Below are 25,586 nucleotides of genomic sequence, written 5' to 3'. Positions count from 1 at the left end.
ACAGCTTGTTAGACTTCGCGCCCGCGATTGGGCAGAGGCGCAGGCATGGACCATTTCCAGCTTCGTGACGGCATCCTGCACGCCGAGGATGTGCCGCTTCCCGCTATCGCCGACGAGGTCGGCACCCCTGTCTATGTCTATTCCCGCGCCACGCTGGTACGCCATGCCCGCGTATTCCGCGATGCCCTTTCGGGCCTGAAGGATCCGCACATCGCCTTTGCGGTGAAAGCCAATCCGAACCTTGCCGTACTGCGCGTGCTGGCAAACGAGGGTTACGGTGCCGACGTGGTTTCCGGCGGCGAGCTGACCCGTGCGCTGGCTGCGGGCATGAAGCCGGAGGACATCGTTTTTTCCGGTGTCGGAAAGACCCATGCGGAACTCCAGCAAGGTCTCGAACAGGAGATCGGCCAGTTCAACATAGAGAGCGAGGAAGAGGGCTACGAACTCGCCGCCATCGCCCGTCGCTTCGGCAAGCAGGCGGCCTGCGCCCTGCGGGTAAATCCCGATGTCGATGCGCGCACGCATGAAAAGATTTCGACCGGCAAGCGCGAAAACAAGTTCGGCGTTCCGCTTGATCGGGCCACGGAAATCTACACCGCTCTGGCAAAGGAAGACGGGCTCGATATGCGCGGCATCGCGGTTCATATCGGCAGCCAGCTGGCCGATCTCGAACCGCTGGAAACGGCCTTCGGCAAGGTCGGCGCGCTGATTGCCGAATTGCGCAATGCGGGATGCAGCGTGACCCATGCCGATCTCGGCGGAGGGCTCGGTGTGCCATACAAGGCGGGCGAAGAGCTTCCCGCCCCTGCCGAATATGGCGCCATGGTGGCACGGGTCACCAAGGACTGGGACGTGCGCCTGATGTTCGAGCCCGGCCGTGTAATCGCCGGAAATGCCGGCGTGTTGCTGACGCGAGTCGTGCGCGTGAAACGCGGGATCGAGCGGCCGTTCGTCGTAGTCGATGCCGCGATGAACGATCTGGCACGCCCAGCCATGTATGGCGCGTGGCACGATTTCGAAGCAGTGCAGCCGACCGGCGAGAAAACGATAGCGCATATCGTCGGCCCAATCTGCGAGACCGGCGACACATTCGCGATGGACCGCGAATGCGATGCGCTGATACCGGGCGATCTTGCCATTTTCCGCACCGCGGGCGCGTATGGCGCGACCATGGCGTCCAGCTACAATTCCCGAGGGTTCGTGGCCGAGGTCCTGGTGGACGGCGACCGTCATGCCATCGTTGCCGACCGCATCCCGGCAGATGCGATCATGGACGCCGAACGCGTGCCCGACTGGCTGGAAAGCTGATGCATTCGCTGCCGCTGTACCACCGGATTGCGGGCGAGCGGGTTGTCGTCGTCGGCTCGGGCGGGATGGCTGCAGCAAAAGCTCGCCTGGTGGAACGTGCAGGCGGGATCGTTTGCGCAGAAACCGAGGCACACCACGCGAAGCTTGCCTTCGTGGCATTGGAGGACAAGCGGGCGGCAGAGGCTGCGGCCCTGCGCCTGAAACGCGCGGGGCTGCTGGTCAATGTCGCCGACCGTCCGGAATTGTGCGACTTCACGCTGCCCAGCATACTGGACCGCGAACCGGTGCTCGTCGCTATCAGCACGGGCGGAGCTTCGGCCGGATTGGCAAAGCATCTCCGGCTGCGGCTCGAGAGGCTTATCCCTCAGTCCATCGGAAATCTTGCAAGCGGGCTTTCCTCTATACGCGAAAAACTGCGTGCGCGATGGCCCGATGCCGACATGCGGCGCAGCGCGCTGGACCGGGCCCTCGAAGAAGGAGGCCCGCTCGATGTGCTCCAGGCAGAGTCCGCGTCGCGTATCGATACGTGGATAGAAACCGGTACGATGGAAGGCGAAACGTCGGTTTTCGAGTTCGTCCTGACGAGCGACGACCCGGACGACCTGACCCTGAGGCAGGCTCGACTACTGGGCAGAGCGGACACAGTACTTCACGACCCGGCAATTCCGGAAGCCATTCTCGTGCGAGCCCGTGCCGATGCCCGGCGGTACCCCTTGCCCGACGAAGAGCCGACAAGCGGCCTGACCGTGGTCCTTCGCCGGTCGATCTAGACCGCCAGCAACTCGTCCGCCGTAATTCCGACTGCTTCGAAGTAACGCGCCATGGCATCGGCTGTGGTATCATCCAGAGCGATGTGAGCACGACGACGATCATGCGGATCGGGAATACGCACCAGCAAGCCGGCATCGACCATCTGGCTGATCCAGCGCAAACCCGTGGTCGCCGGCACCCCCGCCGCGATGCAGAGCGAAGTGACGCTGACTCTGCGCCGTTCCGACTTCGCAGCCGCAAGGTCGAGCAGAATGTCCCAGGCCGGGTCGGCAAACAGTTCGGCATCGAAAAACTTTGCCCGTGCCTGTCGCGACTGGATTATCCTGCGAATACGATCCCCAGGCGGGAGGCGGGGAGGCTTTTCACGCGACGCGGAATATTCTTCTCCCTGCTGCGCGAAAGCCTGGGTTGGCGATTCGAACCGGAATGGCCCACCCCCCTCTCGCTGGCCCGGTGACAGACTTTCGAGCCGTTCGGCAATCTTGCTCACCTGTTCGGTCAGGCGGAGGAGCATCAGCCGGTCTTCCTCGGCCAGTTCGCGCAGCCGCAAATTGGGTACATGGGCAAGTACGCGACCAATCGCGATTACCCTTTCCGCACGGCAGGGATCGACAAGTATCTGTGCGCCCGACATGGCGAAACAGCCGAATACGGCATCAAGCGATGTCATCGTGGTCGATACGACGATGTGCGCACCCGATTTGCCCGCACGCATATCGAGCCGCGAAAGCAGCGCGACGGCGGCAGCATCCGCCTCTGCGCAATCCACCAGCACCAGATCGCCAAGTGCACCTGACGCACCAGACGCGAACTCATCGAGGCTGCAGCATTCCAGAATCCGGAATCCGGCAGCTTCGGCATCTTCGCGCAACTGCCCCCTTACCGTGTCCCGATCGGCCAGAATCGTTATCGCGAGCTGGAAACCGGCGCTGTCAAAAACGGGCTCATAGCTGAAATCGGCCTGCATCGAATCGAGTTCCTTGTGATAAGGTCTGGAACTTTGTGAGAACAAATAGGGCTCATGTCAAGAATACGAGGTTGCTGACAGATGCTCCACTGGGGTGTCTCTCACAGTCGATCCCGGATCGCTCGCCTTCCGCCGAAAAAGCGATTAGGGCGCACTCCATGCACTTCCTCGACCAGGCAAAAATCTACCTCAAGTCCGGCGGAGGCGGCCCCGGCGCCGTCAGCTTCCGGCGTGAGAAGTATATTGAATACGGTGGCCCGGACGGCGGCAATGGCGGCAAGGGCGGTGACATTGTATTTCGCGCCGTTCAGGGCCTCAATACGCTGATCGATTTCCGCTATTCGCAGCATTTCAAGGCGCAGCGTGGAAAGCACGGCATGGGCCGTGACCGTACCGGCGCAGGCGCGCCCGATCTCGTTATCGAAGTGCCGGTCGGCACGCAGGTCCTATCCGAGGACAAGGAAGAAATCCTCGCCGATTTTACCGAAGTCGGGCAGGAAGTTGTCTTCCTCGAAGGCGGCATGGGCGGCCGCGGCAACGCCAGCTACAAGAGCAGCACAAACCGTGCCCCTCGCCAGCACCAGCCAGGCGTTCCGGGCGAGGAAATGTGGGTCTGGCTGCGGCTCAAGCTGCTGGCGGATGTGGGGCTGCTGGGACTGCCCAATGCAGGCAAGAGTACCTTCATCAACCAGGTGACGAATACCAAGGCCAAGGTGGGTGATTATGCATTCACTACCTTGGTGCCCAAGCTGGGCGTAGTGCGCCACAAGGGCCGCGAATTCGTGCTCGCCGATATTCCAGGCCTGATCGAAGGCGCGGCAGAAGGCGCAGGTATCGGTGACCGTTTCCTTGGCCATATCGAACGCTGCCGTGTCCTGATCCACCTGATCGATATCGCGGGCGACAATCCGGCCGACGCGTATCGTACGGTCAATTCCGAACTGGAAGCTTACGGCGCGGGACTTCTCGACAAGCCGCAACTGGTCGCGCTCAACAAGCTCGACCTTGCCGACGAGGAACTGGGCAAGGCCTTCGCCGACGAATTGCTGGAAGCAGGGGCGGAAAAGGTCTTCTCCATATCGGGAGCCACGGGCTCGGGCATCGAGGAGTTGCTCGATGCAATTCTAAGCTATCTTCCCGACCGCACTTCGACCGAAACCCACGCGGAAGAAGTCGAAGACGAGGACGAAGCTCCTGACTGGTCGCCCATCTGACCGCATGACAATAGAGACACTCTCCGGACTCGTCGGGACAAAGCGTCTCGTGATCAAGGTCGGCTCGGCGTTGCTGATCGGAGGAGGTGAGGCGCGGTCGGGCTGGCTGGCGACGCTTGCCGGAGAAATTGCCGACCTGAGGAAGCGCGGGACGCAAGTGATCGTGGTGTCCTCGGGCGCAATCGCTCTTGGCGCTGCCAGGCTTGGCCTGACGAAAGGCGGGCGAGGTAGCCTCGCCGATGCACAGGCCGCGGCCTCTGTAGGGCAAGTCGAATTGGCGCGTCTGTGGTCCGAAATGTTCGGCAAGCACGATATCGTCGCAGCCCAGATGCTGGTGACACTTGGCGATCTCGAAGACCGTCGGCGCTATCTCAACGCTTCGGCAACGCTGGACCGCTTGATCGAGGCGGGAGCGATCCCTGTGGTCAACGAGAACGACAGCGTCGCCACGGAAGAAATTCGATTCGGAGACAATGATCGCCTGGCGGCGCGCGTTGCTCAGGCAGCTCAGGCCGATGCAGTGCTGCTCCTTTCCGACGTAGACGGCCTATATGATCGTGATCCGAAGGAGCCGGGTGCAGAACTCGTCGCCACCGTCGAGGGTGTCCCTCCCGAAATCATCGCCATGGCGACAAGGGAATCCTCGTCGGGCCTGGGCTCGGGTGGCATGCTGGCCAAGCTGCAGGCAGCGCGAATTGCCGAGCGAGCCGGGATTGCGCTTGCCATCATCAACGGCAAGCACGATGCGCCTATAACCAAGGCGGTGAATGCCAACCGCGGAACGCTGTTCCTTCCGCAGGGTGACGAGAACGCGCGCAAGGCATGGCTGTCGGGGCGGCTGGCCCCTGCCGGTGTGCTCAGCGTAGATGAGGGCTGCACCAAGGCGCTGGCGAATGGCGCCAGCCTGCTCGCTGCGGGCCTGACCGATGTGGAAGGCGACTTCCGGCGCGGCGACCTCGTCGCGATCTTCGGTGCCAAGGGCGAACGGCTCGGCCAGGGTCTCGTCGAATATACTGCCGCCGAATGCCGTGCCATTCTGGGCCTTCGCGAGGAAGAACAGGCCGAGAGGCTTGGCTACGCACCGCGTGCGGCGATCGTCCACCGCGATCATATGGTGCGCGGATGATTATTGCCCTGACCGGGGCGACGGGCTTCGTCGGTCAGGCCGTGCTCGATGCCGCAGCGCGTCAGGGTGTGGAGGTGCGGGCGCTGACCCGCCGCGCGCAAGAGCCGCGCGCAGGAGTGACATGGATCGAAGGAAGTCTGTCCGATAATGCATCGCTGGCGCGACTGGTCGAAGGCGCAGACAGCGTCGTCCATGTCGCCGGACTGACAAATACCTCCGACCCGCGAGAATTCGAGATCGCCAATGTGGAAGGTACGACTGCGCTGCTGAACACCCTGCGTTCCAGCCCGATGAAGCGCTTCATTTTCACCTCTTCGCTGTCTGCACGAGAACCGAAGCTGTCGCTCTACGGCGCATCTAAGGCGAAAGCGGAAGCCTATGTCGAAACCAGCGGACTCGATTGGACCATCGTGCGCCCCCCCGCGGTTTATGGCCCGCGCGACAAGGATATGTTCGAGCTGTTCCGTACGGCCAAATACGGCATCGTACCGGTACCGCCCAGGGGTCACACGTCGCTCATTCATGTCGACGATCTTGCAGAATGCCTGCTTGCGCTCGCCCTTGATGGGGTCGCTACGGGTGCCACACTGGAACCGGACGACGGACGCAGCGGCGGCTATGAACACGGGGAGCTGGCAAAGCTGATTGGCAACGCCGTGGGGAAGAAGGTCCTTGCTCCGCACCTACCCAAGGTGCTGCTCGCGCTTGCCGCCCGCTCGGATCGTCTGATCCGGGGGAGCCGGGCCAAGCTCACTCCCGACAGGGTCGGATACATCGTCCATCCCGACTGGGTTTGCCGCCCGGAACGCGCCGTTCCAGCTGATATCTGGACGCCGCGCATCGACGGTCCCGAAGGCCTGGCATCCACCGCGCGCTGGTACAGAGACGAGGGCTGGCTCTAAACGGGGAGCGCCAAAGCTGCCCGGTGCCCTTGATCTCCCGCTACAGGAACGGCTCTTCGCCCGGTTTGTGGATACCGCATTCGACCTTGTCCCAGCCCGCCCAGCGACCGGCGCGGGGATCTTCCCCTGGGGCGACGGCGCGCGTGCAAGGTGAACAGCCGATAGAAGTGAAGCCGCGATCGACCAGAGGGTGGCGCGGCAGGTCGTGCTCTTCAAAATAGGCGGCGATGCGATCGGCATCCCAGTCGATCAGCGGATTGATCTTGAACCGCCCTTGCGCATCCGACGTATCGATTTCGAAGCGCGGCAGGTTTGCGCGGGTCGAAGACTGAAAGGCCTTGCGCCCGGTCAAGCTGGCATCGAAACCGGATAATGCTTTCTCGAGAGGACGGACCTTGCGCAGCTCGCAGCAACCGTCGGGGTCATAGGACCAGCGCAGACCACTTTCGTCGCGCGCCTGCAAATCTTCCAAGTCAGGATAGACATTGACGAGATTCAGGTCGAGCCGCGTGACCAACAGGTCGCGATAGGCGAGAGTTTCAGGAAAGTGCTTGCCTGTTTCGAGGAAAAGCACCGGCACCGAAGCATCGATTTGCGATACCAGATGGAGCAGTACGGCACTTTCGGCACCGAAACTGGAGACGATGGCGATGTCACCGACGAGGTTGCCCTCCAGTACCGCACCAAGCCACTCGTCCGTATCGCTTCCGCGGAACATGCGATTGAGCCGGATGGCATCCTGCTCCGTGAATCGCGGCCCGGTGTCGATCCGGTCTATCGCGCGCAGTTCGTTCACCCGTGCCTCTTGTTCCAGATCGGCGTGGATGCGTCGGCAGCCGATTGATAGACCTCGGGCCAGCGCGATAGCGCGGCCTCGACATCACTTTGATCGAGCGGCGCGTCCGGATCGAAAGCATCGAAGCCGCAGCGGCGCATATAGGCAACCTGGTCGACCAGCACGTCGCCGACTGCTCGCAATTCGCCTTCGTAACCAGCTTCGCGCAGCAATCTTGCCGAGGAGTAGCCCCGCCCATCGCCGAAAGAGGGGAAGTTGACTTCGACGAGAGCGAGGCGTCCGAGATGGGGGATCAATTCGCGCGCATCATCACCCGGCTCGACCCGGACTGCGCTGGCCGAAGACTGGTCGAGGAAGGAATCGACAGTCACTGCCGCATGATCGACTGGATCGTCCTTGCGATAGCGGATCAGACGGTCGTTTTCGGACGAAAGGTCAGCCATAAAGCGCCTCCTTGAAGGGGGTCATGCCGATACGGCGGTAGGTATCGAGGAAGCGTTCGCCGTCCTCGCGTTCGCGCAGATAGACATCGGCTGCAGTCTCGACCGCATCTACTATGCCCGCTTCATCGAAGCCCGGACCGGTAATCTTGGCCAGGCTGACATCTTCCGCCTCGCTTCCGCCGAGGAGCAACTGGTAGTTCTCGACGCCTTTCCGATCGACGCCGAGGATGCCGATGTGGCCTGCATGGTGATGACCGCACGCGTTGATGCAGCCGGAAATCTTGAGCTTGAGCTGGCCCAGAGCCTCGGTCTTGCCGTTGGCGGAAAAACGCTCCGAAATCTTCTGCGCCACCGGGATCGAGCGGGCATTGGCGAGGCTGCAATAGTCGAGACCCGGGCAGGCAATAATGTCCTCGACAGTATCGAGATTCGGGCTACCCAGACCAGCAGCTTCCAGCGCAGTCCACAGCACGTGGAGATCTGACTTGCGGACATGCGGCAGAACGATGTTCTGCGTATGCATGACGCGCAATTCGTCGAAGCTGTATTGCTTCGCGAGTTCGGCCATCAGCCGCATCTGCTCGGACGTCGCATCCCCCGGAATGCCGCCGACCGGCTTGAGGCTGATCACTGCAGAGACATAGCCCGGTACCTTATGGGCCACCGTATTGCGATCCACCCAAAGCGCAAAATCCGGATCGGAACGGTCGATATCTTCGCTTGCGCTCTGATCGAAGGCAGGGTCCTCGAAGAAAGTGCGGATGCGTTCCAACTCAGCGAAAGGCGGTTCGATGCCCTCGTTCAGCATATGCTCGAATTCGGCATCGACTGCCTTGGCGTATTCCTCCGCGCCCATCTCATGGACGAGGATCTTGATCCTCGCCTTGTACTTGTTGTCGCGCCGGCCTTCACGGTTATAAACCCGCAGGCAGGCTTCGGCATAGGTCACCAGCCGGTCGAGCGGGACAAACTCCTTGATACAAGGCGCAATCATCGGAGTCCGGCCCATCCCGCCCCCAACATAGAATGCGGCGCCGAGCTCGCCGTCCTGTTCGACAATCTGGATACCGATATCGTGCAGACGCATTGCGGCGCGATCGGTATCGCTGGCAATCACAGCAATCTTGAACTTGCGCGGTAAGTAGCTGAATTCAGGGTGGAAGCTCGACCACTGGCGCAATAGCTCGGCATAGGGGCGCGGATCGACCAGTTCGTCTGCCGCGGCACCTGCGAAATGGTCCGAACTTATGTTGCGAATGCAGTTGCCACTTGTCTGGATGGCGTGCATCTCGACCTTGGCGAGGTCCGCCAGGATATCTGCAGCGTCTTGCAGCTTGATCCAGTTGTACTGGATGTTCTGCCGCGTGGTGAAGTGGCCGTACCCGCGGTCGTACTTGTCGGCAATGTCAGCCAGCGCATGCATCTGGCGGCTGTTAAGCGTGCCGTAGGGGATTGCGACGCGCAGCATATAGGCGTGCAATTGCAGATAGAGGCCGTTCATCAGCCGCAATGGTTTGAACTGATCCTCGGTCAGTTTGCCTTCCAGCCGACGGCGTGCCTGATCGCGGAACTCCTCGACACGAGCATCAACCATGGCCTGGTCGTATTGGTCATAAAGATACATCAGATCACCCAGTTGCCGATATCGGGATCGGCAGGTTTGAGAGTGAGGTCGGGACGCACCGTAGGCCCCAGTGCACGAATGCGGTCCTTGATATGCGCCGGGCGTGGGCTGCCTGCATGCAGCTCGGCGTCGATCGCATAGGACGCGTTGACTCGGCGTGCGGCTTCCTCCCGCCGGGCGATTTCCTCCTCGCTGCCGCTAACATCGGCGGCGTCCTCCACATGAAGCGACCAGTCGCTACCGGTCCACCAGATCACCTCACCGCTTTTCAGATCGTTGCCGGTCAAAATCCTCATGCCACAGCCTCCTCGACAACGACGGCCAGCGCGCTGTCGCGTGCGGTCACTTCTCCGATCACTATCAATGCGGGACTGATCACATTCTGATGTTCCACCAGATCGGGGAGACCGGCCAGAGAGCTCCGCAATACGCGCATGGTCGGCCTTGCCCCGTTCTCGATCACGGCCACCGGCATCGAAGGGGATAACCCATCCGACATCAGTTTTTCGGCAATCTGCGGCGCGGTTTTCACGCCCATATAGATGACCAGGGTTCGCCCCTTGCCGGCAAGCCCCGCCCAGTTCTGCTCGGCCAGGCCTTTGCACTGGCCTGCCACGTAACTGACGATCGAAGCGGCATCGCGATGGGTCAGCGAAATCTGTGCGGCCGCAGCGGCGCCGTTCGCTGCACTGATACCGGGGACCACCTCCACCGATACGCCCGCTGCATGAGCGGCCTCTGCTTCCTCTCCGCCACGTCCGAATATGAATGGATCGCCGCCCTTCAGGCGCACAACGTCCTGTCCATTGCGGGCAATCGCAATCAGGAGGCGGTTGATTTCATCTTGCGGAAGCGTGTGCTTCGAACGCTGCTTCGCCACCGAAATCAGTTTTGCCTGCGGATGTGCAAGCCTGAGAATCGCAGGATCGACAAGCCCGTCATGGACGATGACGCTCGCAGCTTCGATAAGCCGAGCAGCGCGCAAGGTAAGAAGATCGGGATCGCCCGGTCCTGCACCGACGAGATAGATGGTTCCATCCTTTGCCATGTCTGCAAATTGCGGACTGGCACGCGATTGCGCCAAGCAGAATGAGTAGCCGGGGCGGAAGATCGAATTTTGAAATCGAAGCTGTCACGCATGAAAGGCGATATTTCAAAATCGCCGCTGCGCAAGCCGGAAGCTGAGCTTTAGTGTCGATCCCCGATGTGGGGCGAATTGAAGCTAGTCTCGCGTCTCGCCCTTTTGCCGGGACATGGCCTCGAACCACCTCTCCAGCTGGTCGCTCGAGCGGATATGGATGTCGCGCTGCGGGAAGGGAATTTCGACCCCGTGCTCCTTGAACAGCCACCATAGTTGCTTCAGCACTGCACTACGTACATTGCCGACGCCGTCTTCCGGATCGCGAATCCAGCAATGGATCATGAAATTGACGGAATTGTCGCCGTATTCGCTCATCCAGACTGTCGGCGGTGGTGCCTTGAGCACGCGCTCGCAGCTTTTCGCAGCTTCGAGCATCAGCTCCTCGGCCAGATGCATATCCGCTTCGTAGCTCACCCCGACCGGCACCTGCATGCGCACGTTCTTGGAGGAGTAGGACCAGTTCTCCACCTGGTTGATCATCAGGTTTTCGTTGGGAATCAGATACTCGCGCTGATCACGCGTAGTGATGGAGACGGCTCGAACGCCGATCTTCCGGATTTGCCCGAACGTCTCGTTTCCGGCCATGTCGGTGACGGCAATCACGTCCCCCGGCTTGATCGATTTGTCCATCAGCAGGATGATTCCCGCTATCAGGTTGCCGAAGGTCTTCTGAAGACCGAAACCGATGGCGAGGCCGAATGCGCCGGAGAACACGGCAAGGGCCGTCAAATCGATGCCCAGCAGGTCGATACCCAGGAAGAAGGCAGCCGACCAGACGACGATGGTGAGGATCTTTTCGGCCAATAACTGCTGGGTTTCGTCCAGCTTGGTAAAACGCCGCACCCCGCGGCGCGCAAGCCGGCTCGCGAACCAAGCAAAGAATATGACACCGAACAGGATGGCGGCAACGATCACTATGTCGAACAGCGAAATCCGCATGTCACCGAGGCTGAGTGCGACAGCATCCAGCGTATCCAGCAGCGAACCGACCGTTTCGTTTTGGCTGCTGACCGCTTCCCTGAAGTCCTCGGCAGCCGCGACGCTGCTTTCTTCGGGCGCGTCTTCCGCAAGCCTCCATGCTTGTTCGACCGGAGTCGCCTCGGAACCTGGAGCCTCTGCTGGTGAAGTTTCGCCCTGCACGTCTATCCTTGATCCATTGCCGTGAAGGCCTGTTTGAGGTCGGCGATAAGATCGTCCGTATCTTCGAGCCCGATGGATAAGCGAATACCGAGCCTATCCTCAAGCCCCCATCCCTCTTTGGGCCATGCCATCTGCGAACGTACCGGGCCGACATCGAAAGGTAGAGCCAGGCTTTCGAAGCCGCCCCAGCTATAGCCAATACCGAACAGGTTCAACGCATCGATCAAACTGCAACGCGCAGCATCGTCGCGCCCCTTGAGGACGAAGCTGAACAAGCCGCAGCCTCCGGCGAAATCGCGCTTCCAGAATTCATGCCCGGGCGCGCCAGGCAGCATGGGGCAAAGAACATGGGCCACCTCGTCGCGCTCTGCGAGCCACTGCGCAATGCGCAGGGCGCTAGTCGTTTCGTGCTGCAGGCGCACGCCCATAGTTCTGAGCCCCCTCAGTGCCAGCGCCGCATCGTCAGGGGAAACGACGTGTCCGAGTTGCTGGGCCGTCTGCCGTAGTCGGCGGTGCCAGCGCTCACCGGCACTGGCGGCACCCATCATGAGATCCGAATGACCGCCGATATGCTTGGTGAGCGAGGTTATGGTAATATCGCAGCCGTGTTCCAGCGCGGCAAAGCCCAACGCAGTCGCCCAGGTGTTGTCGAAGAGGCTCACTGCCCCTCTATGGCGAGCTATCGCCGTTAACGCAGGAATGTCGCAGACTTCCATGGTTAGGCTGCCGGGGCTTTCCAGCATGACTGCCTTGGTTCGTTCGCAAAACGCCCGCTCATAAGCCTCTACGTCCAGAGGATCGAAGAAACGATACTCGATGCCATACCGCTTCAGCATCCCCATCGCGGTGTTCCGGGTGGGATCGTAGGCGTTGTCTGCTACGAGCAACACGTCGCCGCTGCGTAAAACCGTCAGAAGTGCAGCGACGATCGCCGCCACTCCGCTCGGATAGAGTACAGTACCTTGAGCGCCAGGCTCCAGCTCCGTCAGCGCCTCGGCCAGCGCCCATTGCGTAGGCGCGCCGCGACGACCGTAAAAGAAACGTCCATCTTCATTGGTCTTCACACCATCTCGCAAGGCGGCGCAATCGGGATATAAATGCGTGCTCGCGCGCCACACGGGTGGGTTGACCACGTGTTCTGCGAAGTCACCGGAGCGCCCGCCCGTCACGAGACGCGTTGCCAGCGATTGCTCTTTCTTGCCGCCCCCCGCCATGGTCAGTTCGCCTTTCCGAGTTCCTTGGGCGTATCCGGGTCGGCACCCCATTCCATCCAGCTGCCATCGTATAGCGCGGCACCCTCCTTACCGATTAGTTCGAGCCCGAACAGCAGTACGCTCGCCGTCATTCCGCTGTTGCAACTGGTCACGATCGGCCCGTCAAGATCGATGCCAGCCTCCTCGAATTCCCGGCGAATCGCTTCGATATTCTTATAGGTTCCGTCCTCATTAATCAGCCTCGTGAAGTGCAGGCTCCTCGAACCCGGGATATGCCCCTGCGACCCGCTACCTTCGCGTCCTTCGAACCGACCGGCATCGCGTGCGTCGATCACTTGCCAGGCACCGTCGGAAATATTGTCGAGCATTTCATCCCTGGTCCTGACTTCGCGGCGCGACACCGGCTCTTCCCGGTGACGGGGTGCATGGCCGACTTTTCGCTGCGATAGTTCGCGCCCTTCATCTCTCCATTTGGCCAGTCCGCCGTCAAGGATGGCTACCTTCTCCTCGCCATAGCGGTCCAGGATGAACCAAGCCCGCGCGGAGGATTTGATCGCGCTGTCATCATAGAGCACGATACGGCTCCCGGGGGCGATACCCAGTTTGCCCATTCGCTCGGCAAATTGCGCCGCCGTCGGCACGGCCTTGGGTACTGCCGAACCGGTATCGATAAAGCTGGCGAGATCGAGAAACCGTGCCCCGGGGATATGACCTTCCCCAAACTCGCTCGCCGCATCGCGTCCCGTGTCGGGCAGATGCATCGACGCATCGAGTACTACGAGATCGTCCGAGCCCAGGCGGGCTGCAAGCCATTCGGTCGAAACAAGCATTTCCATCCCGGCTTGCTAGCGGTCGCCAGCCGAGGTGTCGATTCAGTCCAGCGCGCGTGCGGCAATCGGTTCGTAGCTGCGAGGTCCTTCGTCGATGCGAAAGGGTGTGACGCGCCCGCCACCGGGTATCCCGAGCCCAACTACGAACGTCTTGACCAGAGGCTCTGCACTGGCTCCATCAAGGCGGACCCTCAGCAGCGGAACGAAAAGTGCAGCCTTGCCCTGCCGGATGACGCGCGCCTGAGACAACGGGATGGTGATCTGGCCGTCATAGCGCACGCTCTGGCCCGGGGCGATACGATCGAAAGTATGGCGCTTTTCCAGCCGCTGCGAAGTACTGGCAACCTGCTGCTCGACCGGCACGCCGCCATGCGCTGAAACGATGTCCGCTCCGAATTCGACATTGGAAAGCGCCTTTGTGGAACGGTTCATCAACGACACACGATAATGCAGCGTTGCGTTCATCACAGACCGGGTGAGCTTGATTGCCTCAGCTCGGATCTGAAGATCGGTGGGCGCGGCCAGACCGCCGCCGCTCCCGACGACGGGCTTCTCGATCTCCGGTGGAGGAGCTTTGCGGCGACGTTGCGAAAGGAAATAGCCGATACCGAGCAAGGCCAGCAATCCGCCGCCGACTGCAGGCCATATCCAGTTGATGCCTGCATCCGAAGACTCGGCAACGGAAGCAGCATTGGTTGCCGTTCCATTAGCGGGATCGACACTCTCTCGCTCTTCGGGCGCATCCGTCGGAATGGGTGCGGGCACGATCGGTGCAGTTTCACCCGGTTCGAGCGGCAGGCGCTCTTGCGCGGTAGGCAGTGCACTAGGTTGAGGGCGCGACGTGCTCGCTGAACGGTCTGCGGGAGTAGCAGTGGTGGCGGCGGTATTCCTCGTCGGCACCGGTGTCGGCGTCGGACTCGGCAGAGTGGGTACGGCAGCCGTCGACCGTGCCGTTGGAGTCGGCGAAGGCGTGGGTGTACCGATTACACGCGGCGCTACCGGCAGATTGCCGCTTTCGGTATCGACCGGACCCTGCGCGCGCGGGCTTGCCGTCGGACTAGGATTCGGCGGCAACTGGAAGTCCTGCGCGCTTTGTGCCGACAGGCCGGCAGGCGCAGCGAGGACGAGCGCAACGAAGGGAAGGCGAAAACGGATGTGCATGGACAAAGGGGCCTGATCGGATCGGCGCGCTGAATAGGCACTGAAGCAATCAGTTCCAAGCCCTGCCTTGCGCCTATGCTCCATTCGCGGCAGATGCGCGACATGAGCGACACAGTGACACCCAGGTTCCTCGGCGAAAACAGCCCTCTTCCCACCTCGCCCGAGGAGGCCGAACTCGACTACGTGCCGAACCCCCGTTCGGGTCAACTCTACATGGTCCGCTTCGCCGCACCCGAATTCACCTCTTTGTGCCCGGTGACCGGCCAGCCGGACTTCGCGCATCTGGTGATCGACTATGCCCCCGGTGAAACAATCGTCGAATCGAAAAGTCTCAAGCTTTTCCTGGGCTCCTTCCGCAATCATTGCGGATTTCACGAGGACGTGACTGTGGGCATCGGCCAGCGATTGTTCGAGGAAATGCAGCCGAAATGGCTGCGTATCGGCGGCTACTGGTATCCGCGCGGAGGCATTCCGATCGACGTGTTCTGGCAGAGTGGCGGCGTGCCGGAAGGGCTATGGGTTCCCGAGCAGGGCGTCTCGTCCTATCGTGGAAGAGGTTGAGAGGAGACAGCGCGTGATTGCGAATCTGCCGAAGTATGCCTTGTGGCTAGCTCTTGCACTGCTTCTCTGGTTTGCGGTTGCGGTCTTTGGACCCAAATTCGGCGTGATCGACTGGCAGACCGGGCTGGGCACCATGGTCCGCACGATCGGTCCCATTTTTATCGGCGCGACTGCTCTGATAGCTCTGATCGCGCTCGTGCTGGTACTCTGGAAGGGTCCGCGAAATCAGTGGTGGAAAGCGGCCTTCGCACTCGCCATTCCCGCGGCGCTGATGGCCGGCCTCGTCTCGGTGGCGAGCCAGGCCGCGAGCGTGCCGCCGATCCACGATGTCGCCACCGATACTTTGAACCCGCCCTCGTTTTCCGCGGCCACAATAGCCAAGCGGGAAGAAATCGGGGCGAACCCGCTCAACGATTACCAGGCGCCGCTTGGTCAGCTGGAGCCGTGGAAGAAGGCACTCGCCGACAGTCCACTGGCCGGAAAAAGCCACGCGCAAGTGATTGCGGAGAGCTTTCCCGAACTCCGGCCTATCCCGTTCGACATTCCCCGCGACCAGGCGATGGCGCTCGTTGCGGCAGCTATGAGCGACATTGGCTTGGCGGACATCCGCAGCGACGTACAGGCAGGCACGATCGAAGGAACAGCAGAAACCTTCGCTTTCGGCTTCAAGGACGACGTGGTGGCCAGAATCGGAGACGGCGTCATCGACCTGCGCTCGGTAAGCCGCGTCGGCCTGTCGGACCTCGGTTACAACGCCGCGCGCCTGCGTGAATTGTCCCATGCCATCAAGGCACGACTCAACGGCTGAACCGGTTGACCCAGCAACGGTCGAGTCAGTCCTTGAACGCTTCCGCCACCAGCGGCTGCGATGAGGACATCATGAGGAAGTAGCGCAGAAACCTGTTCCGAGAAACCTGGTGGAGCCGAGCGGGATCGAACCGCTGACCTCGTCATTGCGAACGACGCGCTCTCCCAACTGAGCTACGGCCCCGTAACCGGTCTGGGACAGACGTTTAGCGAATGGTCCCGTACAAGAAAAGACCGGTCAGCTACGGATTTTCCAACCGGAAGCGAGTATCCGATAGACCAGGAAGGCGAAGGCCAGATTGAAGACACCGAGCCCGATCGCGCTCTGCACTAGGGCCGAGTTGGTATCGCCAATGTCGCTCTGGCCGAGAAAACCGAAGCGAAAGCCGCTTATGACATAGAAGAAGGGATTGAAGCGGCTGATGATCTGGAACGTGGGAGCGAGGTTGTCGATCACGTAGAACGTACCCGACAACAAGCTCAGCGGTGCTATCACGAAATTGGTCACGGCGGCGTTGTGATCGAACTTTTCCGCCCAGATCGACGCAAGAAGCCCCATCAGCGCCAGCATGATCGCGCCCATCAGCCCGAACCACGCGACCGCCCATGGATGCGCCAGCGACAAATCCACCCCTGGATAGAACGCCATGGCCAGCGCCACGGCTGCACCCACTGCGACGGCCCTGGTAACTGCGGCTGTGACGATCCCCGTCATCAACTCGCCAGTCGACAGGGGCGGCATGAGCAGGTCGATGATTGTGCCCTGAATCTTGCCCGACAGCAGCGAAAAGCTGGAATTTGCAAAGGCGTTCTGCATCATGCCCATCACGATCAACCCGGGCGCGACGAAGGTGGCGAAATTGACTCCCAGGATCTCTCGTCCTTCTCGGCCCAAAGCGACCGTGAAAATGACCAGAAAAAGCAGTGTCGTGACGGCAGGGGCCCAGATCGTCTGCGTCTGGACCTTGAGAAACCGGCGAACCTCCTTAATATAGAGGCTCCATAAACCCACGCGGTTGATCCCGGTAATCACGGGTTCCCCCCGCTTCGGGAAACTGCCCCTCCCCTTGCCCGGATTTTCCGTGAACGAGGCATCGTCACTGCTCTGAGAGGAAGCGGGAACGGGTTGGACTTGATCGGCCATGGGCGTGCGCCTAGGGCCAAGCACTTCCGCTGGCAAGATGCAGGCGGGAACACGAAGGATACGGATTTCGTAATGAGCTGGACCGACGAACGGATCGCGACGCTGAAGAAGATGTGGGAAGGCGGTTCGACCGCCAGCCAGATTGCCGAGGAACTGGGCGGTGTGAGCCGCAATGCGGTGATCGGAAAGGCTCACAGGCTGGGTCTCAAGTCGCGCCCCTCACCGGTCAAGGCGGCCGAGAAAAAGAAAGCTGCGCCGAAGCCGAAGCCCACGCCCAAGCCGGTGACCAAGAAGGTTGCCCCGCGCCCTGCGCCCGCCCCTGCTGCTGCACCTGCCGCTCCGGCGGCCGCTCCGCCAGCGGCGAGGCCGGACAGCGCCAATCCTTCGCAGCCGTTGCCCAACCGGTCGCCCGACCTCCCGAAGATCGTTTCGGTCGGCCCTGGCGGATTCCTGAGGCAGGGGCCAGGCGACCAGCAGCCACCTATTCCACCTGCGCCGCCGCGCAGGCTGGTTCCGGCCAAGCCCGATCCCTCCATCGCTGACAAAACCAGCCTGCTCGATCTGTCAGACAAGGTCTGCCGGTGGCCGATGGGCCATCCCGGCGAACCGGACTTCCATTTTTGCGGCGAGGCGGTGAACCCCGGCTTTCCCTATTGCGTCGAGCACTGCGGGAGGGCCTATCAGGCCCAGTTGCCGCGCGGCGCGCGCCGTCCTCCTCCGCCGCTTCCGTTCGGCGGACCACGCGTCCGCTAAAAGCGATTTCCATCGGGCCCGCCGGTTTGAACTGGCGGGCCCTTTTCATAACCGGAGTGCCTAATGGCTTTCGACCTCTACGCCGCTTTCGTACCCACCATCCGCCAACTGCTGGGGGCACTTCCCGGCTTGGTCGACAAGGCCGAGGCCTTCGCCGCGGACGGTTCATGCTCCGATGCCGAACTGCTCGACGCCCGATTGGCGGAGGATATGTGGCCGCTACCCTGGCATATACGCGCCTGCTGGATGCACAGCGGCTATGCGCTCGATCAGCTCGCGGGCGGCGCGTTCACGCCCGACTTTACGGATATTCCGACCAATTGGGCCGCAATGCACGAGATGATTTCCGCGGCGGACCGGCGAATGGCATCGGTTACGCCGGACGAAATCGACGCGCTGGCCGACCGGAATATCGATTTCGTGCTCGGTGGAGAAACGCGTTTCACCCTCCCGGGCGAGCGGTTCCTGCTCGGCTTCAACATGCCCAATTTCCAGTTTCACGCGACGACGTTCTACGGCATCCTGCGCATGAAGGGCGTATCGCTGGGCAAGCGGGATTACATGGGCAACCCCGCCGGGCCAATGTTCCAGCGCTAGGGTTTTCTGGCGAACCAGATCGTGTGGTGCGGCCCCTTGTTGTTGGGGCGTGCCCGGACTGTGCGCTCCTCCACATTGAACCCGGCCTCTTTCAGGCGCGTGCGGAACTTGTGGTCGGGCGCAGCAGACCAGACGGCAAGCACGCCACCGGAATTCAGCGCATCGCGCGCCTTGCCCAGACCCGTTCGCGAATAGAGCCGCTCATTCCCGTCGCGCACGATTCCGTCGGGTCCATTATCGACATCGAGCAGGATCGCATCCCATTTGGCGCAGGTCCCGTCATTGGCATCGTCGATCAGCGCCGCGACGTCGCACAGCACCACATCGCCGCGCGGATCGTCCAGTGTGTCCCCGGTGAGATGCTGTAGCGGTCCTTTCGCCCAGTCGAGGATTTCAGGTACGACTTCGGCCACTACGACCCGCGCGCCCTCGCCCGCCTTCTCCAGTGCCTTGCGGAAGGTGAAGCCCATGCCATAGCCGCCGATCAGCACACGCGGCGCTTTCCTGTTCAATTCCGCAAGGGTGAGTTCGGCGAGTTGCTCCTCGCTGAACTGCATGCGCGTACCCATCAGTTCGTTACGCCCGAGCATGATGATATGATCGCGCCCGTGGCTGACCAGCGTGAGCGTCTCCCCTCCGGGAATTTCGGCAGTGGCAATGGTTTCACGCGGGAGCATGGCTGGCCTTTCGGGCTGGCGGAATATTCAACTCGCGTCCCGATAGCGCGCCCGCCACCTGCGCGATAGTCAGCCCGTGACTTCGAGAACCATATTGGTGGGCGTCTCCGATGCCCTGCGAATATTGGAGAACCCGGCCTCGTTGAGCACCTTGGTGAGCCGTTTCTGTCCAGCCTGTGCCCCAAGGCCGAGACCAACAGGTTGAGACAGCGATGCAGGCGTGCATACGGTGGTGGAGAAGGCATAGAAGATCTGCCCCAAGGAATGCATATTTTCCGCCATAGTGTCTCCGGCCATTGGCTCGACCAGCATCAGCGTGCCGTCATCTTTCAGCTTCTCGCGAATGTGCCGGGCTGCGCCCACCGGATCGCCCATGTCGTGCAGCGCGTCGAAAATGCATGCGAAGTCGTAGTCGTTGCCATCGAAATCCTGTGCTGTAGCGACCTGGAAATCGACATTGGTCACGCCTGCCTCTGCCGCCTTGCGGCGCGCCTCCTGGATCGAGGGCTCGTGGAAATCGATGCCGTGGATGGTCGAGTTGGGATAGGCCTTGGCCAAGAGCACAGTCGAAGATCCATGGCCGCATCCGATATCGGCCACTTTTGCGCCGTTGGTCAGTTTGGCCTCGACGCCATCGAGTGCAGGTATCCACGTTTCCACCAGATTGGCCTGATATCCGGGGCGGAAAAAGCGGTCGGTGCCACAGAATAGACACTGCGAATGTTCTCCCCACGGTCTGCCTTGACCGGAACGGAAAGTACCGACCGATTTCTGGTGTTCTTCATATTGAGAGACCACAGCCATGATGAAGCCCTGCATGTTGGCCGGCTGCCCTTCCCGCGCGAAGACCAGCGCCTGTTCGGGCGAAAGCGAAAAAGTCTCGTCCTCAGGATGGAAGGTGACGTAACCTGCTGCGCTGACCGAACCGAGCCACTGATGCAGGTACTTCTCGTTATATCCGGTTTTCTCCGCAATCTGCGCAAGGGTCAGCCTTCCTTCGCCGTCGAGCGTGTCGAAAACGCCCGCCTGATCGCCGATATACGCCATGAATAGGCTAAGCGCCCCCGCAACATCGCCGATCACCTTGCCGGCCAGTTCTTCCACTTTCGTCGTGTCGATCTGCTGAATCATTTTCGCTCTCCGCAATGCTGGAAAAGCGACCCCTTGCGATCCGGGTTCTATGGTGCCGCGACTCGCTCTTGGATGGCGGGAATCCGACTGCCGACGATCTAGCACATTGCGGGCTAAGATACGAAGAAGGGCCGCCGGCGAACCGGCGACCCTTCGGTGTTTGTCTGTCCCGCTTTCGCGGGAAAACGGGCTTAGTCCTTCAGGAAGTCCGGCACGTGGCTTTCACCACCCCCGTCATTTCCGCCGCGACCTTCGCTGCGGCCGCCACCGCGACTACCGCCGCGAGGACCACCGCGACCGCCGCGACGATCGCCGCCACCGCCGCCGCGCGGGCCACGATCACCGCGCGGTTCGCGCGGCGGGCGGGTGTCTTCCAGTTCTTCGCCGGTTTCCTGGTCGACGACGCGCATCGACAGGCGGACCTTTCCGCGCTGGTCGATCTCGAGGACCTTGACCTTAACTTCCTGGCCTTCGGACACGACATCAGTCGGCTTTTCGACGCGCTCGTTCTTCATTTCGCTGACGTGGACGAGACCGTCCTTGCCGCCCATGAAGTTCACGAAGGCACCGAAATCGACGATGTTGACGACCTTGCCGTCGTAGATCTTGCCGACCTCGGCTTCTTCGGTGATGCCTTCGATCCACTTGCGGGCTGCTGCGATTTCGTCGGCATTCGAGGAGCTGATCTTGATCACGCCCTCGTCGTCGATATCGACCTTGGCACCGGTTTCGGCGACGATCTCGCGGATCACCTTGCCGCCCGTACCGATGACGTCACGGATCTTCGACTTGTCGATCTGCATCGTCTCGATACGCGGAGCGTGCCTGGACACTTCACCGCGAGCCGTACCCAAGGCCTTCTGCATTTCGCCGAGGATGTGCGCGCGGCCGGCCTTCGCCTGCTCGAGCGCCTTGGTCATGATTTCCTGCGTGATGCCGGCAACCTTGATGTCCATCTGGAGCGAGGTGATGCCTTTTTCGGACCCTGCGACCTTGAAGTCCATGTCGCCGAGGTGGTCTTCGTCACCCAGGATATCGGACAGTACGGCGAATTTGTCGCCTTCGAGGATCAGGCCCATGGCGATGCCGGAAACAGGGCGTTCGATCGGAACGCCGGCATCCATCATCGACAGACAGCCACCGCAAACGGTCGCCATCGAGCTCGAGCCGTTCGACTCGGTGATGTCCGACAGGATACGGATGGTGTAGGGGAAATCCTCATGGCTCGGCAGCACCGGGTGCAGCGCGCGCCATGCGAGCTTTCCGTGGCCCGTCTCGCGGCGGCTGGTGAAACCGAAACGGCCGACTTCGCCGACCGAATAGGGCGGGAAGTTATAGTGCAGCATGAAGTGATTGTACGACAGGCCTTCGAGACCGTCGATCATCTGCTCGGCATCCTTGGTGCCCAGCGTGGTGGTGCAGATCGCCTGCGTTTCACCGCGCGTGAACAGCGCCGAACCGTGCGTGCGGGGCAGCAATCCTACCATTGCCTCGATCGGACGGACCTGGTCCACCTTGCGACCGTCGATGCGTGTGCCGTCCTTGAGGATCGAACCGCGCACGATGTCGCTTTCGAGCTTCTTCACCAGCTTGAGCTTGCCGAGGTATTCGGCCGGATCATCGTGGTCGAGACTTTCATAATGCTCGCGCGCCTTGGTACGGGCGGCGTTGATCGCATCCTGGCGTTCGGCCTTGTTGGTGATCTTGTAGGCGGCTTCGAGGTCTGCGCCGATAATGCCGCGCAGTTCTTCGAGCGTGGCCGACTTGTCTTCGACCGGATCGAGATCCCAGGGATCCTTGGCAGCCTGTTCGGCGAGATCGATGATCGCACCGATGACCTTGCGGCTTTCCTCATGCGCGAACATGACGGCGCCGAGCATTTCCTCTTCGGTCAGCTCCTTGGCTTCGGATTCGACCATCATCACCGCATCCTGCGTGGCAGCGACGACGAGATCGAGGCGACCCTCTTCGTCCAGCGCCTTGTCGAGGCTCGGGTTGAGTTCGTATTCGCCATTGCGGAAGCCGACGCGCGCGGCGCCGATCGGGCCCATGAAGGGTACGCCCGAGATGGTCAGTGCAGCCGAAGCGGCGATCATCGCGACGATATCGGGCTCGGTCTCGCCGTCATAGGACAGGACCTGCGCGATAACGTTGATTTCGTTGTAGAAGCCTTCCGGGAAGAGCGGCCGGCAGGGCCGGTCGATCAAGCGGGAGGTCAGCGTTTCCTTCTCCGTGGCGCGGCCTTCGCGCTTGAAGAAACCGCCCGGGATACGGCCCGCAGCGGAGAATTTTTCCTGGTGGTGGACGGTCAGCGGGAAGAAATCCTGCCCTTCCTTCACACTCTTGGCGGCGGTCACGGCGCAGAGCACCACGGTTTCGCCATAGGTGGCCAGAACGGCACCGTCTGCCTGACGGGCGATGCGGCCGGTTTCGAGGGTGAGGGTCTTTCCGCCCCACTCCAGCGATACGGTTTTCGTGTCGAACATGTATTTTCCTTATGAACCCGCACGGCCTTATTGCGGTGCGGGGCCTACTATGCCGGGTAATCCGTCCCGGTCCGGTTCGAGGCGATTTTTCCTGCCTCTGGTGTGCCGCCTGCGCCGAATTGCGAAGGGGGCCATATGCGAAAAGGGCGGCTCGTTTGAGCCGCCCTTCCCGAAAACTCTTACTTACGAAGACCCAGCTTCTGGATCAGGGCGTTGTACCGCTCGACATCCACCTTCTTGAGATAGGCGAGCAGGTTACGACGCTTGTTGACCATCATGAGGAGGCCACGACGCGAGTGGTTGTCCTTGTGATTGGCCTTGAAGTGATCGGTGAGGTTGCGAATACGCTCGGTGAGGATCGCGACCTGGACTTCCGGCGAACCGGTGTCACCATTGCCCTGGGCGTTGTCCTTGATGATTTCAGCTTTACGCTCGGTGGTAACCGACATTCATTTACTCCGCGACATCCGGTAGGTTGAAACCCCGCACGACCTTGGCCGAGCCTCCTTCGAGTTCCATCAGTGCCACCGGGGTATTTCCCAGCTTGGCAAGGTGGAGCCCGTCGGCCCATTCTCCATGAACGGGGGGCAGGTCCGACAATACCCGGCCCTGGCGGACCGCCTGCGCGCTGTCGGGATCGAGGGGAAGGACCGGGATGTCGTCCAGTCCCGCCTCTAGCGGCAGGAGAAGGTTTTCGATGGGCGCGCCCTTAGCGATTTCTTCCGCCGAGTCCAGCGAAATCGCCTGATCCTCGCGGAACGGGCCAGCCTTTACCCGCCTGAGATAGGTGACATGGCCCACCGTGCCAAGCGCATGTGCGATATCCCGTGCCAGGGACCGGATATACGTGCCCTTGGAGACATGCGCGACCAGGGTCACGCAATCCGCCAGTTCGAGCGGAGCCTGCGGATCGTAGGGATCCAGCCGACCGGAAGTGGTCGCAAAGCTGGAGCGTAGGGCAGCATCCTCGCGCTCGGCCAGAAGGCGAATCTCGTGAATCGTCACCTGGCGGGTCTTCATTTCCACCTCTTCACCGGCCCGCGCGAGATCGTAGGCGCGCTTGCCGCCAACCTTGATTGCAGAAAATGCGGGCGGGGCCTGTTCGATTTCTCCCGAGAAATGTTCGAGTACGGCAGCGATGGCGGCCATGGGCGGGCGGCGGTCGCTGCGGTGGACGACCTCCCCTTCGGTATCGAGCGTGTCGGTTTGCTCCCCGAACTGGATAGTGAATTCGTAGATCTTGTCGCTGTCCAGCATTCGTCCAGCCAGCTTGGTCGCTTCGCCCAGCGCAATCGGCAGCACGCCTTCCGCGAGCGGATCCAGCGTTCCGCCGTGGCCGACCTTGGTTTTCGCGTAGCCGCCCTGCCGGAGCACGCGCTTGACCAGCCCGACGGCCTGGGTCGAGCCTAGCCCGCGCGGCTTGTCTAGCAGCACCCAGCCGTGTGGTGCGGGTTTGCTCTGCTGGCTCACGTGATGAAATCCTCGATACCGGCGGCAACGGAATAGAACAGCCCGGTCAGCCATTCGACCGGCGGGAAGATGGTGTTCTCGATCCAGCGTGCGTCGGGAAAGGCCCATGTCGCCGCAATCAGAACGACGAGCAACAGCATCCCCATAGCCTGCAGTTTCTGCCAGTGATGCGCCCAGCGACGCGGCATCAGCCCGCCAACGATATGCGATCCGTCGAAGGGCGGGATCGGAAGCATGTTGAACAGGGCGAGGAAGACGTTGATGACGATGAAGGAGCCGAATGCGGTCAGCGCCCAGTCGGAGAGCGCGACGCCCCAAGTGGTTGCAAAGCCCGCCAGCAAGCCGAAGATGATCGCGCCGAGTAGTGCGAGAAGTATGTTGGTTCCCGGACCTGCGGCGGCAACGGCCATCATGCCGTAACGCGGATTGTCGAGCCGGCGCGCATTGACGGGAACCGGCTTGGCCCAGCCGAAGATCGGACCCCCGAACAGCGCAAGCGCACCGGGCACCAGCAATGTGCCGATGGGATCGACATGTTTGATCGGGTTTAGCGTGAGCCGTCCCATATCGCGCGCGGTCGTGTCGCCCAGTGCCAGCGCGGTCCAGCCATGGGCGACTTCGTGGAACACGATTGCGATGATGAGGCAGGGGATGAGGACCGCTGCGAGCGTAAGGGTTTCGGCCATGGCGACTATGTAGGCACGCGAAAGTGAACGCGCACCCTCTAGCGGGCCAGCGCCTCGGAAAAATGCCTGCGGCACATGGCGACATAGCGGTCGTTGCCGCCGATTTCGGTCTGCGCGCCTTCGCTGACCGCCTTGCCATGTGCGTCGACGCGCAGGTTCATCGTGGCCTTGCGACCGCAATCGCACACGGCCTTCATCTCGACCAATGCGTCCGCGATTCCCAGTAGTGCCGCCGAGCCGGGAAAGAGTTCGCCCTGAAAATCGGTGCGCAGGCCGTAACACAGCACCGGGATGCCCGCATCGTCAGCAAGCCGCGCCAGCTGCCAAACCTGGTCACGGGTGAGGAACTGCGCCTCGTCGACCAGCACGCAGGCAAGTGTGGTCTCTTTATGCTCTTCCAGTACGCGCGCCTCGATATCTGTATCGGCGTCGTAACGATGCGCATCGCTGGCAAGCCCGATGCGGCTGGAAATCGCGCCAAAACCGGGCCTGTCGTCCAGCGCAGCGGTCCACAGCGAGACCTTCATCCCGCGCTCGCCATAGTTGAACGCGGCCTGGAGCAGGGTGGAACTCTTCCCTGCATTCATGCTGGCATAGTAGAAATAGAGCTTGGCCATCGCCGGGGTCTAGCGCCAGC

General features: G+C 61.5%; 27 protein-coding genes and 1 tRNA gene. 9 read left to right on the top strand and 19 right to left on the bottom strand.

Going from position 1 to position 25,586, the window contains the following annotated elements:
• The first annotated feature begins 45 nt into the window (after positions 1-45).
• Both lysA and AC13CE_RS10345 read left to right on the top strand, forming a co-directional pair.
• Complete coding sequence (lysA, locus tag AC13CE_RS10350; RefSeq protein ID WP_482972313.1) at positions 46-1,308, top strand: diaminopimelate decarboxylase; 1,263 nt, start codon at positions 46-48, stop codon at positions 1,306-1,308.
• A complete protein-coding gene (locus tag AC13CE_RS10345) occupies positions 1,308-2,078 on the top strand; it encodes a precorrin-2 dehydrogenase/sirohydrochlorin ferrochelatase family protein (protein ID WP_482972312.1) in 771 nt (256 codons plus the stop codon). Before lysA ends, AC13CE_RS10345 begins: the two co-directional genes overlap by 1 nt.
• Here AC13CE_RS10345 and AC13CE_RS10340 read toward each other — a convergent pair.
• Positions 2,075-3,046, bottom strand: a complete 972-nt coding sequence (locus AC13CE_RS10340; protein ID WP_482972311.1) for a MarR family transcriptional regulator — start codon at positions 3,044-3,046, stop codon at positions 2,075-2,077. The genes AC13CE_RS10345 and AC13CE_RS10340 overlap by 4 nt on opposite strands.
• A 158-nt stretch (positions 3,047-3,204) precedes the next feature.
• Between AC13CE_RS10340 and obgE the strand changes: the two genes are divergently transcribed.
• The 3 genes from obgE to AC13CE_RS10325 are packed head-to-tail and all read left to right on the top strand — an operon-like array spanning position 3,205 to position 6,288.
• Positions 3,205-4,260, top strand: coding sequence for a GTPase ObgE (obgE, locus tag AC13CE_RS10335; protein ID WP_482972310.1), 1,056 nt, complete (start codon positions 3,205-3,207; stop codon positions 4,258-4,260).
• 4 nt (positions 4,261-4,264) lie between these two features.
• A complete protein-coding gene (gene proB, locus AC13CE_RS10330; protein WP_482972309.1) occupies positions 4,265-5,386 on the top strand; it encodes a glutamate 5-kinase in 1,122 nt (373 codons plus the stop codon).
• Positions 5,383-6,288: an NAD-dependent epimerase/dehydratase family protein gene (locus tag AC13CE_RS10325; RefSeq protein WP_482972308.1), complete on the top strand. Its 906-nt coding sequence runs from the start codon at positions 5,383-5,385 to the stop codon at positions 6,286-6,288. Before proB ends, AC13CE_RS10325 begins: the two co-directional genes overlap by 4 nt.
• A gap of 40 nt (positions 6,289-6,328) precedes the next feature.
• Here the strand turns inward: AC13CE_RS10325 and AC13CE_RS10320 are convergent, their stop codons facing one another.
• The 9 genes from AC13CE_RS10320 to AC13CE_RS10280 all read right to left on the bottom strand — a co-directional run bounded on the left by AC13CE_RS10320 (position 6,329) and on the right by AC13CE_RS10280 (position 14,637).
• Entirely contained in the window at positions 6,329-7,084 is a 756-nt protein-coding gene (locus AC13CE_RS10320; protein ID WP_482972307.1) for a phosphoadenylyl-sulfate reductase, read from the bottom strand.
• Positions 7,081-7,527, bottom strand: a complete 447-nt coding sequence (locus tag AC13CE_RS10315; RefSeq protein ID WP_482972306.1) for a DUF934 domain-containing protein — start codon at positions 7,525-7,527, stop codon at positions 7,081-7,083. Before AC13CE_RS10315 ends, AC13CE_RS10320 begins: the two co-directional genes overlap by 4 nt.
• Entirely contained in the window at positions 7,520-9,151 is a 1,632-nt protein-coding gene (locus tag AC13CE_RS10310; protein ID WP_482972305.1) for a nitrite/sulfite reductase, read from the bottom strand. Before AC13CE_RS10310 ends, AC13CE_RS10315 begins: the two co-directional genes overlap by 8 nt.
• Positions 9,151-9,447 (bottom strand): DUF2849 domain-containing protein, encoded by a 297-nt coding sequence (locus AC13CE_RS10305; protein ID WP_473820988.1) that lies wholly within the window; start codon positions 9,445-9,447, stop codon positions 9,151-9,153. The genes AC13CE_RS10310 and AC13CE_RS10305 overlap by 1 nt, the downstream gene beginning before the upstream one ends.
• Positions 9,444-10,199: a uroporphyrinogen-III C-methyltransferase gene (gene cobA, locus AC13CE_RS10300; protein ID WP_482972304.1), complete on the bottom strand. Its 756-nt coding sequence runs from the start codon at positions 10,197-10,199 to the stop codon at positions 9,444-9,446. The genes AC13CE_RS10305 and cobA overlap by 4 nt, the downstream gene beginning before the upstream one ends.
• Before the next feature lie 174 nt (positions 10,200-10,373).
• Entirely contained in the window at positions 10,374-11,432 is a 1,059-nt protein-coding gene (locus AC13CE_RS10295; RefSeq protein WP_482972303.1) for a mechanosensitive ion channel family protein, read from the bottom strand.
• 2 nt (positions 11,433-11,434) lie between these two features.
• Positions 11,435-12,646: a cystathionine beta-lyase gene (gene metC, locus AC13CE_RS10290; protein ID WP_482972302.1), complete on the bottom strand. Its 1,212-nt coding sequence runs from the start codon at positions 12,644-12,646 to the stop codon at positions 11,435-11,437.
• Between the two features lie 2 nt (positions 12,647-12,648).
• Complete coding sequence (locus AC13CE_RS10285; RefSeq protein WP_482972301.1) at positions 12,649-13,482, bottom strand: sulfurtransferase; 834 nt, start codon at positions 13,480-13,482, stop codon at positions 12,649-12,651.
• A 36-nt stretch (positions 13,483-13,518) separates the two neighbouring features.
• A complete protein-coding gene (locus AC13CE_RS10280; protein ID WP_482972300.1) occupies positions 13,519-14,637 on the bottom strand; it encodes a hypothetical protein in 1,119 nt (372 codons plus the stop codon).
• A gap of 102 nt (positions 14,638-14,739) precedes the next feature.
• Between AC13CE_RS10280 and queF the strand changes: the two genes are divergently transcribed.
• Both queF and AC13CE_RS10270 read left to right on the top strand, forming a co-directional pair.
• Positions 14,740-15,198, top strand: a complete 459-nt coding sequence (queF, locus tag AC13CE_RS10275; protein ID WP_425594520.1) for a preQ(1) synthase — start codon at positions 14,740-14,742, stop codon at positions 15,196-15,198.
• Between the two features lie 13 nt (positions 15,199-15,211).
• Entirely contained in the window at positions 15,212-16,006 is a 795-nt protein-coding gene (locus AC13CE_RS10270; protein WP_482972299.1) for a DUF1499 domain-containing protein, read from the top strand.
• Positions 16,007-16,113: 107 nt separating this feature from the next.
• On the opposite strand, the gene AC13CE_RS10265 is transcribed toward AC13CE_RS10270, so the two are convergent.
• Both AC13CE_RS10265 and AC13CE_RS10260 read right to left on the bottom strand, forming a co-directional pair.
• A tRNA-Ala gene (locus tag AC13CE_RS10265) sits at positions 16,114-16,189 on the bottom strand.
• Between the two features lie 54 nt (positions 16,190-16,243).
• Entirely contained in the window at positions 16,244-17,149 is a 906-nt protein-coding gene (locus AC13CE_RS10260) for an ABC transporter permease (protein WP_473822305.1), read from the bottom strand.
• 72 nt (positions 17,150-17,221) lie between these two features.
• Between AC13CE_RS10260 and AC13CE_RS10255 the strand changes: the two genes are divergently transcribed.
• Positions 17,222-17,902 carry a GcrA family cell cycle regulator gene (locus AC13CE_RS10255; RefSeq protein WP_482972298.1) on the top strand — a complete coding sequence of 227 codons (681 nt, stop codon included), beginning with the start codon at positions 17,222-17,224 and terminating at the stop codon, positions 17,900-17,902.
• Between the two features lie 63 nt (positions 17,903-17,965).
• On the top strand, positions 17,966-18,499 hold the full coding sequence (locus tag AC13CE_RS10250; protein WP_482972297.1) for a DUF1993 domain-containing protein: 534 nt from the start codon (positions 17,966-17,968) through the stop codon (positions 18,497-18,499).
• Here the strand turns inward: AC13CE_RS10250 and AC13CE_RS10245 are convergent.
• The 7 genes from AC13CE_RS10245 to AC13CE_RS10215 form a co-directional block, all read right to left on the bottom strand.
• A complete protein-coding gene (locus tag AC13CE_RS10245) occupies positions 18,496-19,176 on the bottom strand; it encodes a polyamine aminopropyltransferase (RefSeq protein WP_482972296.1) in 681 nt (226 codons plus the stop codon). The genes AC13CE_RS10250 and AC13CE_RS10245 overlap by 4 nt on opposite strands.
• 69 nt (positions 19,177-19,245) lie before the next feature.
• Positions 19,246-20,307 (bottom strand): methyltransferase domain-containing protein, encoded by a 1,062-nt coding sequence (locus AC13CE_RS10240; RefSeq protein ID WP_482972295.1) that lies wholly within the window; start codon positions 20,305-20,307, stop codon positions 19,246-19,248.
• Positions 20,308-20,498: 191 nt separating this feature from the next.
• On the bottom strand, positions 20,499-22,793 hold the full coding sequence (gene pnp, locus AC13CE_RS10235; RefSeq protein WP_482972294.1) for a polyribonucleotide nucleotidyltransferase: 2,295 nt from the start codon (positions 22,791-22,793) through the stop codon (positions 20,499-20,501).
• Between the two features lie 179 nt (positions 22,794-22,972).
• On the bottom strand, positions 22,973-23,242 hold the full coding sequence (rpsO, locus tag AC13CE_RS10230) for a 30S ribosomal protein S15 (protein ID WP_482972293.1): 270 nt from the start codon (positions 23,240-23,242) through the stop codon (positions 22,973-22,975).
• Between the two features lie 4 nt (positions 23,243-23,246).
• Positions 23,247-24,263 (bottom strand): tRNA pseudouridine(55) synthase TruB, encoded by a 1,017-nt coding sequence (gene truB, locus AC13CE_RS10225; RefSeq protein ID WP_482972292.1) that lies wholly within the window; start codon positions 24,261-24,263, stop codon positions 23,247-23,249.
• Positions 24,260-24,949, bottom strand: coding sequence for a site-2 protease family protein (locus AC13CE_RS10220; RefSeq protein ID WP_482972291.1), 690 nt, complete (start codon positions 24,947-24,949; stop codon positions 24,260-24,262). Before AC13CE_RS10220 ends, truB begins: the two co-directional genes overlap by 4 nt.
• 38 nt (positions 24,950-24,987) lie before the next feature.
• The gene (locus AC13CE_RS10215) at positions 24,988-25,566 is read right to left on the bottom strand and encodes a thymidine kinase (RefSeq protein ID WP_482972290.1); all 579 of its coding nucleotides are present in this window, start codon (positions 25,564-25,566) and stop codon (positions 24,988-24,990) included.
• Positions 25,567-25,586: the final 20 nt, after the last annotated feature.

It is taken from the genome of Qipengyuania sp. B-5 (assembly GCF_056857815.1).
The sequence above is the reverse complement of the archived record's forward strand: the minus strand, read 5'-3'. Positions and strand labels throughout refer to the sequence as shown.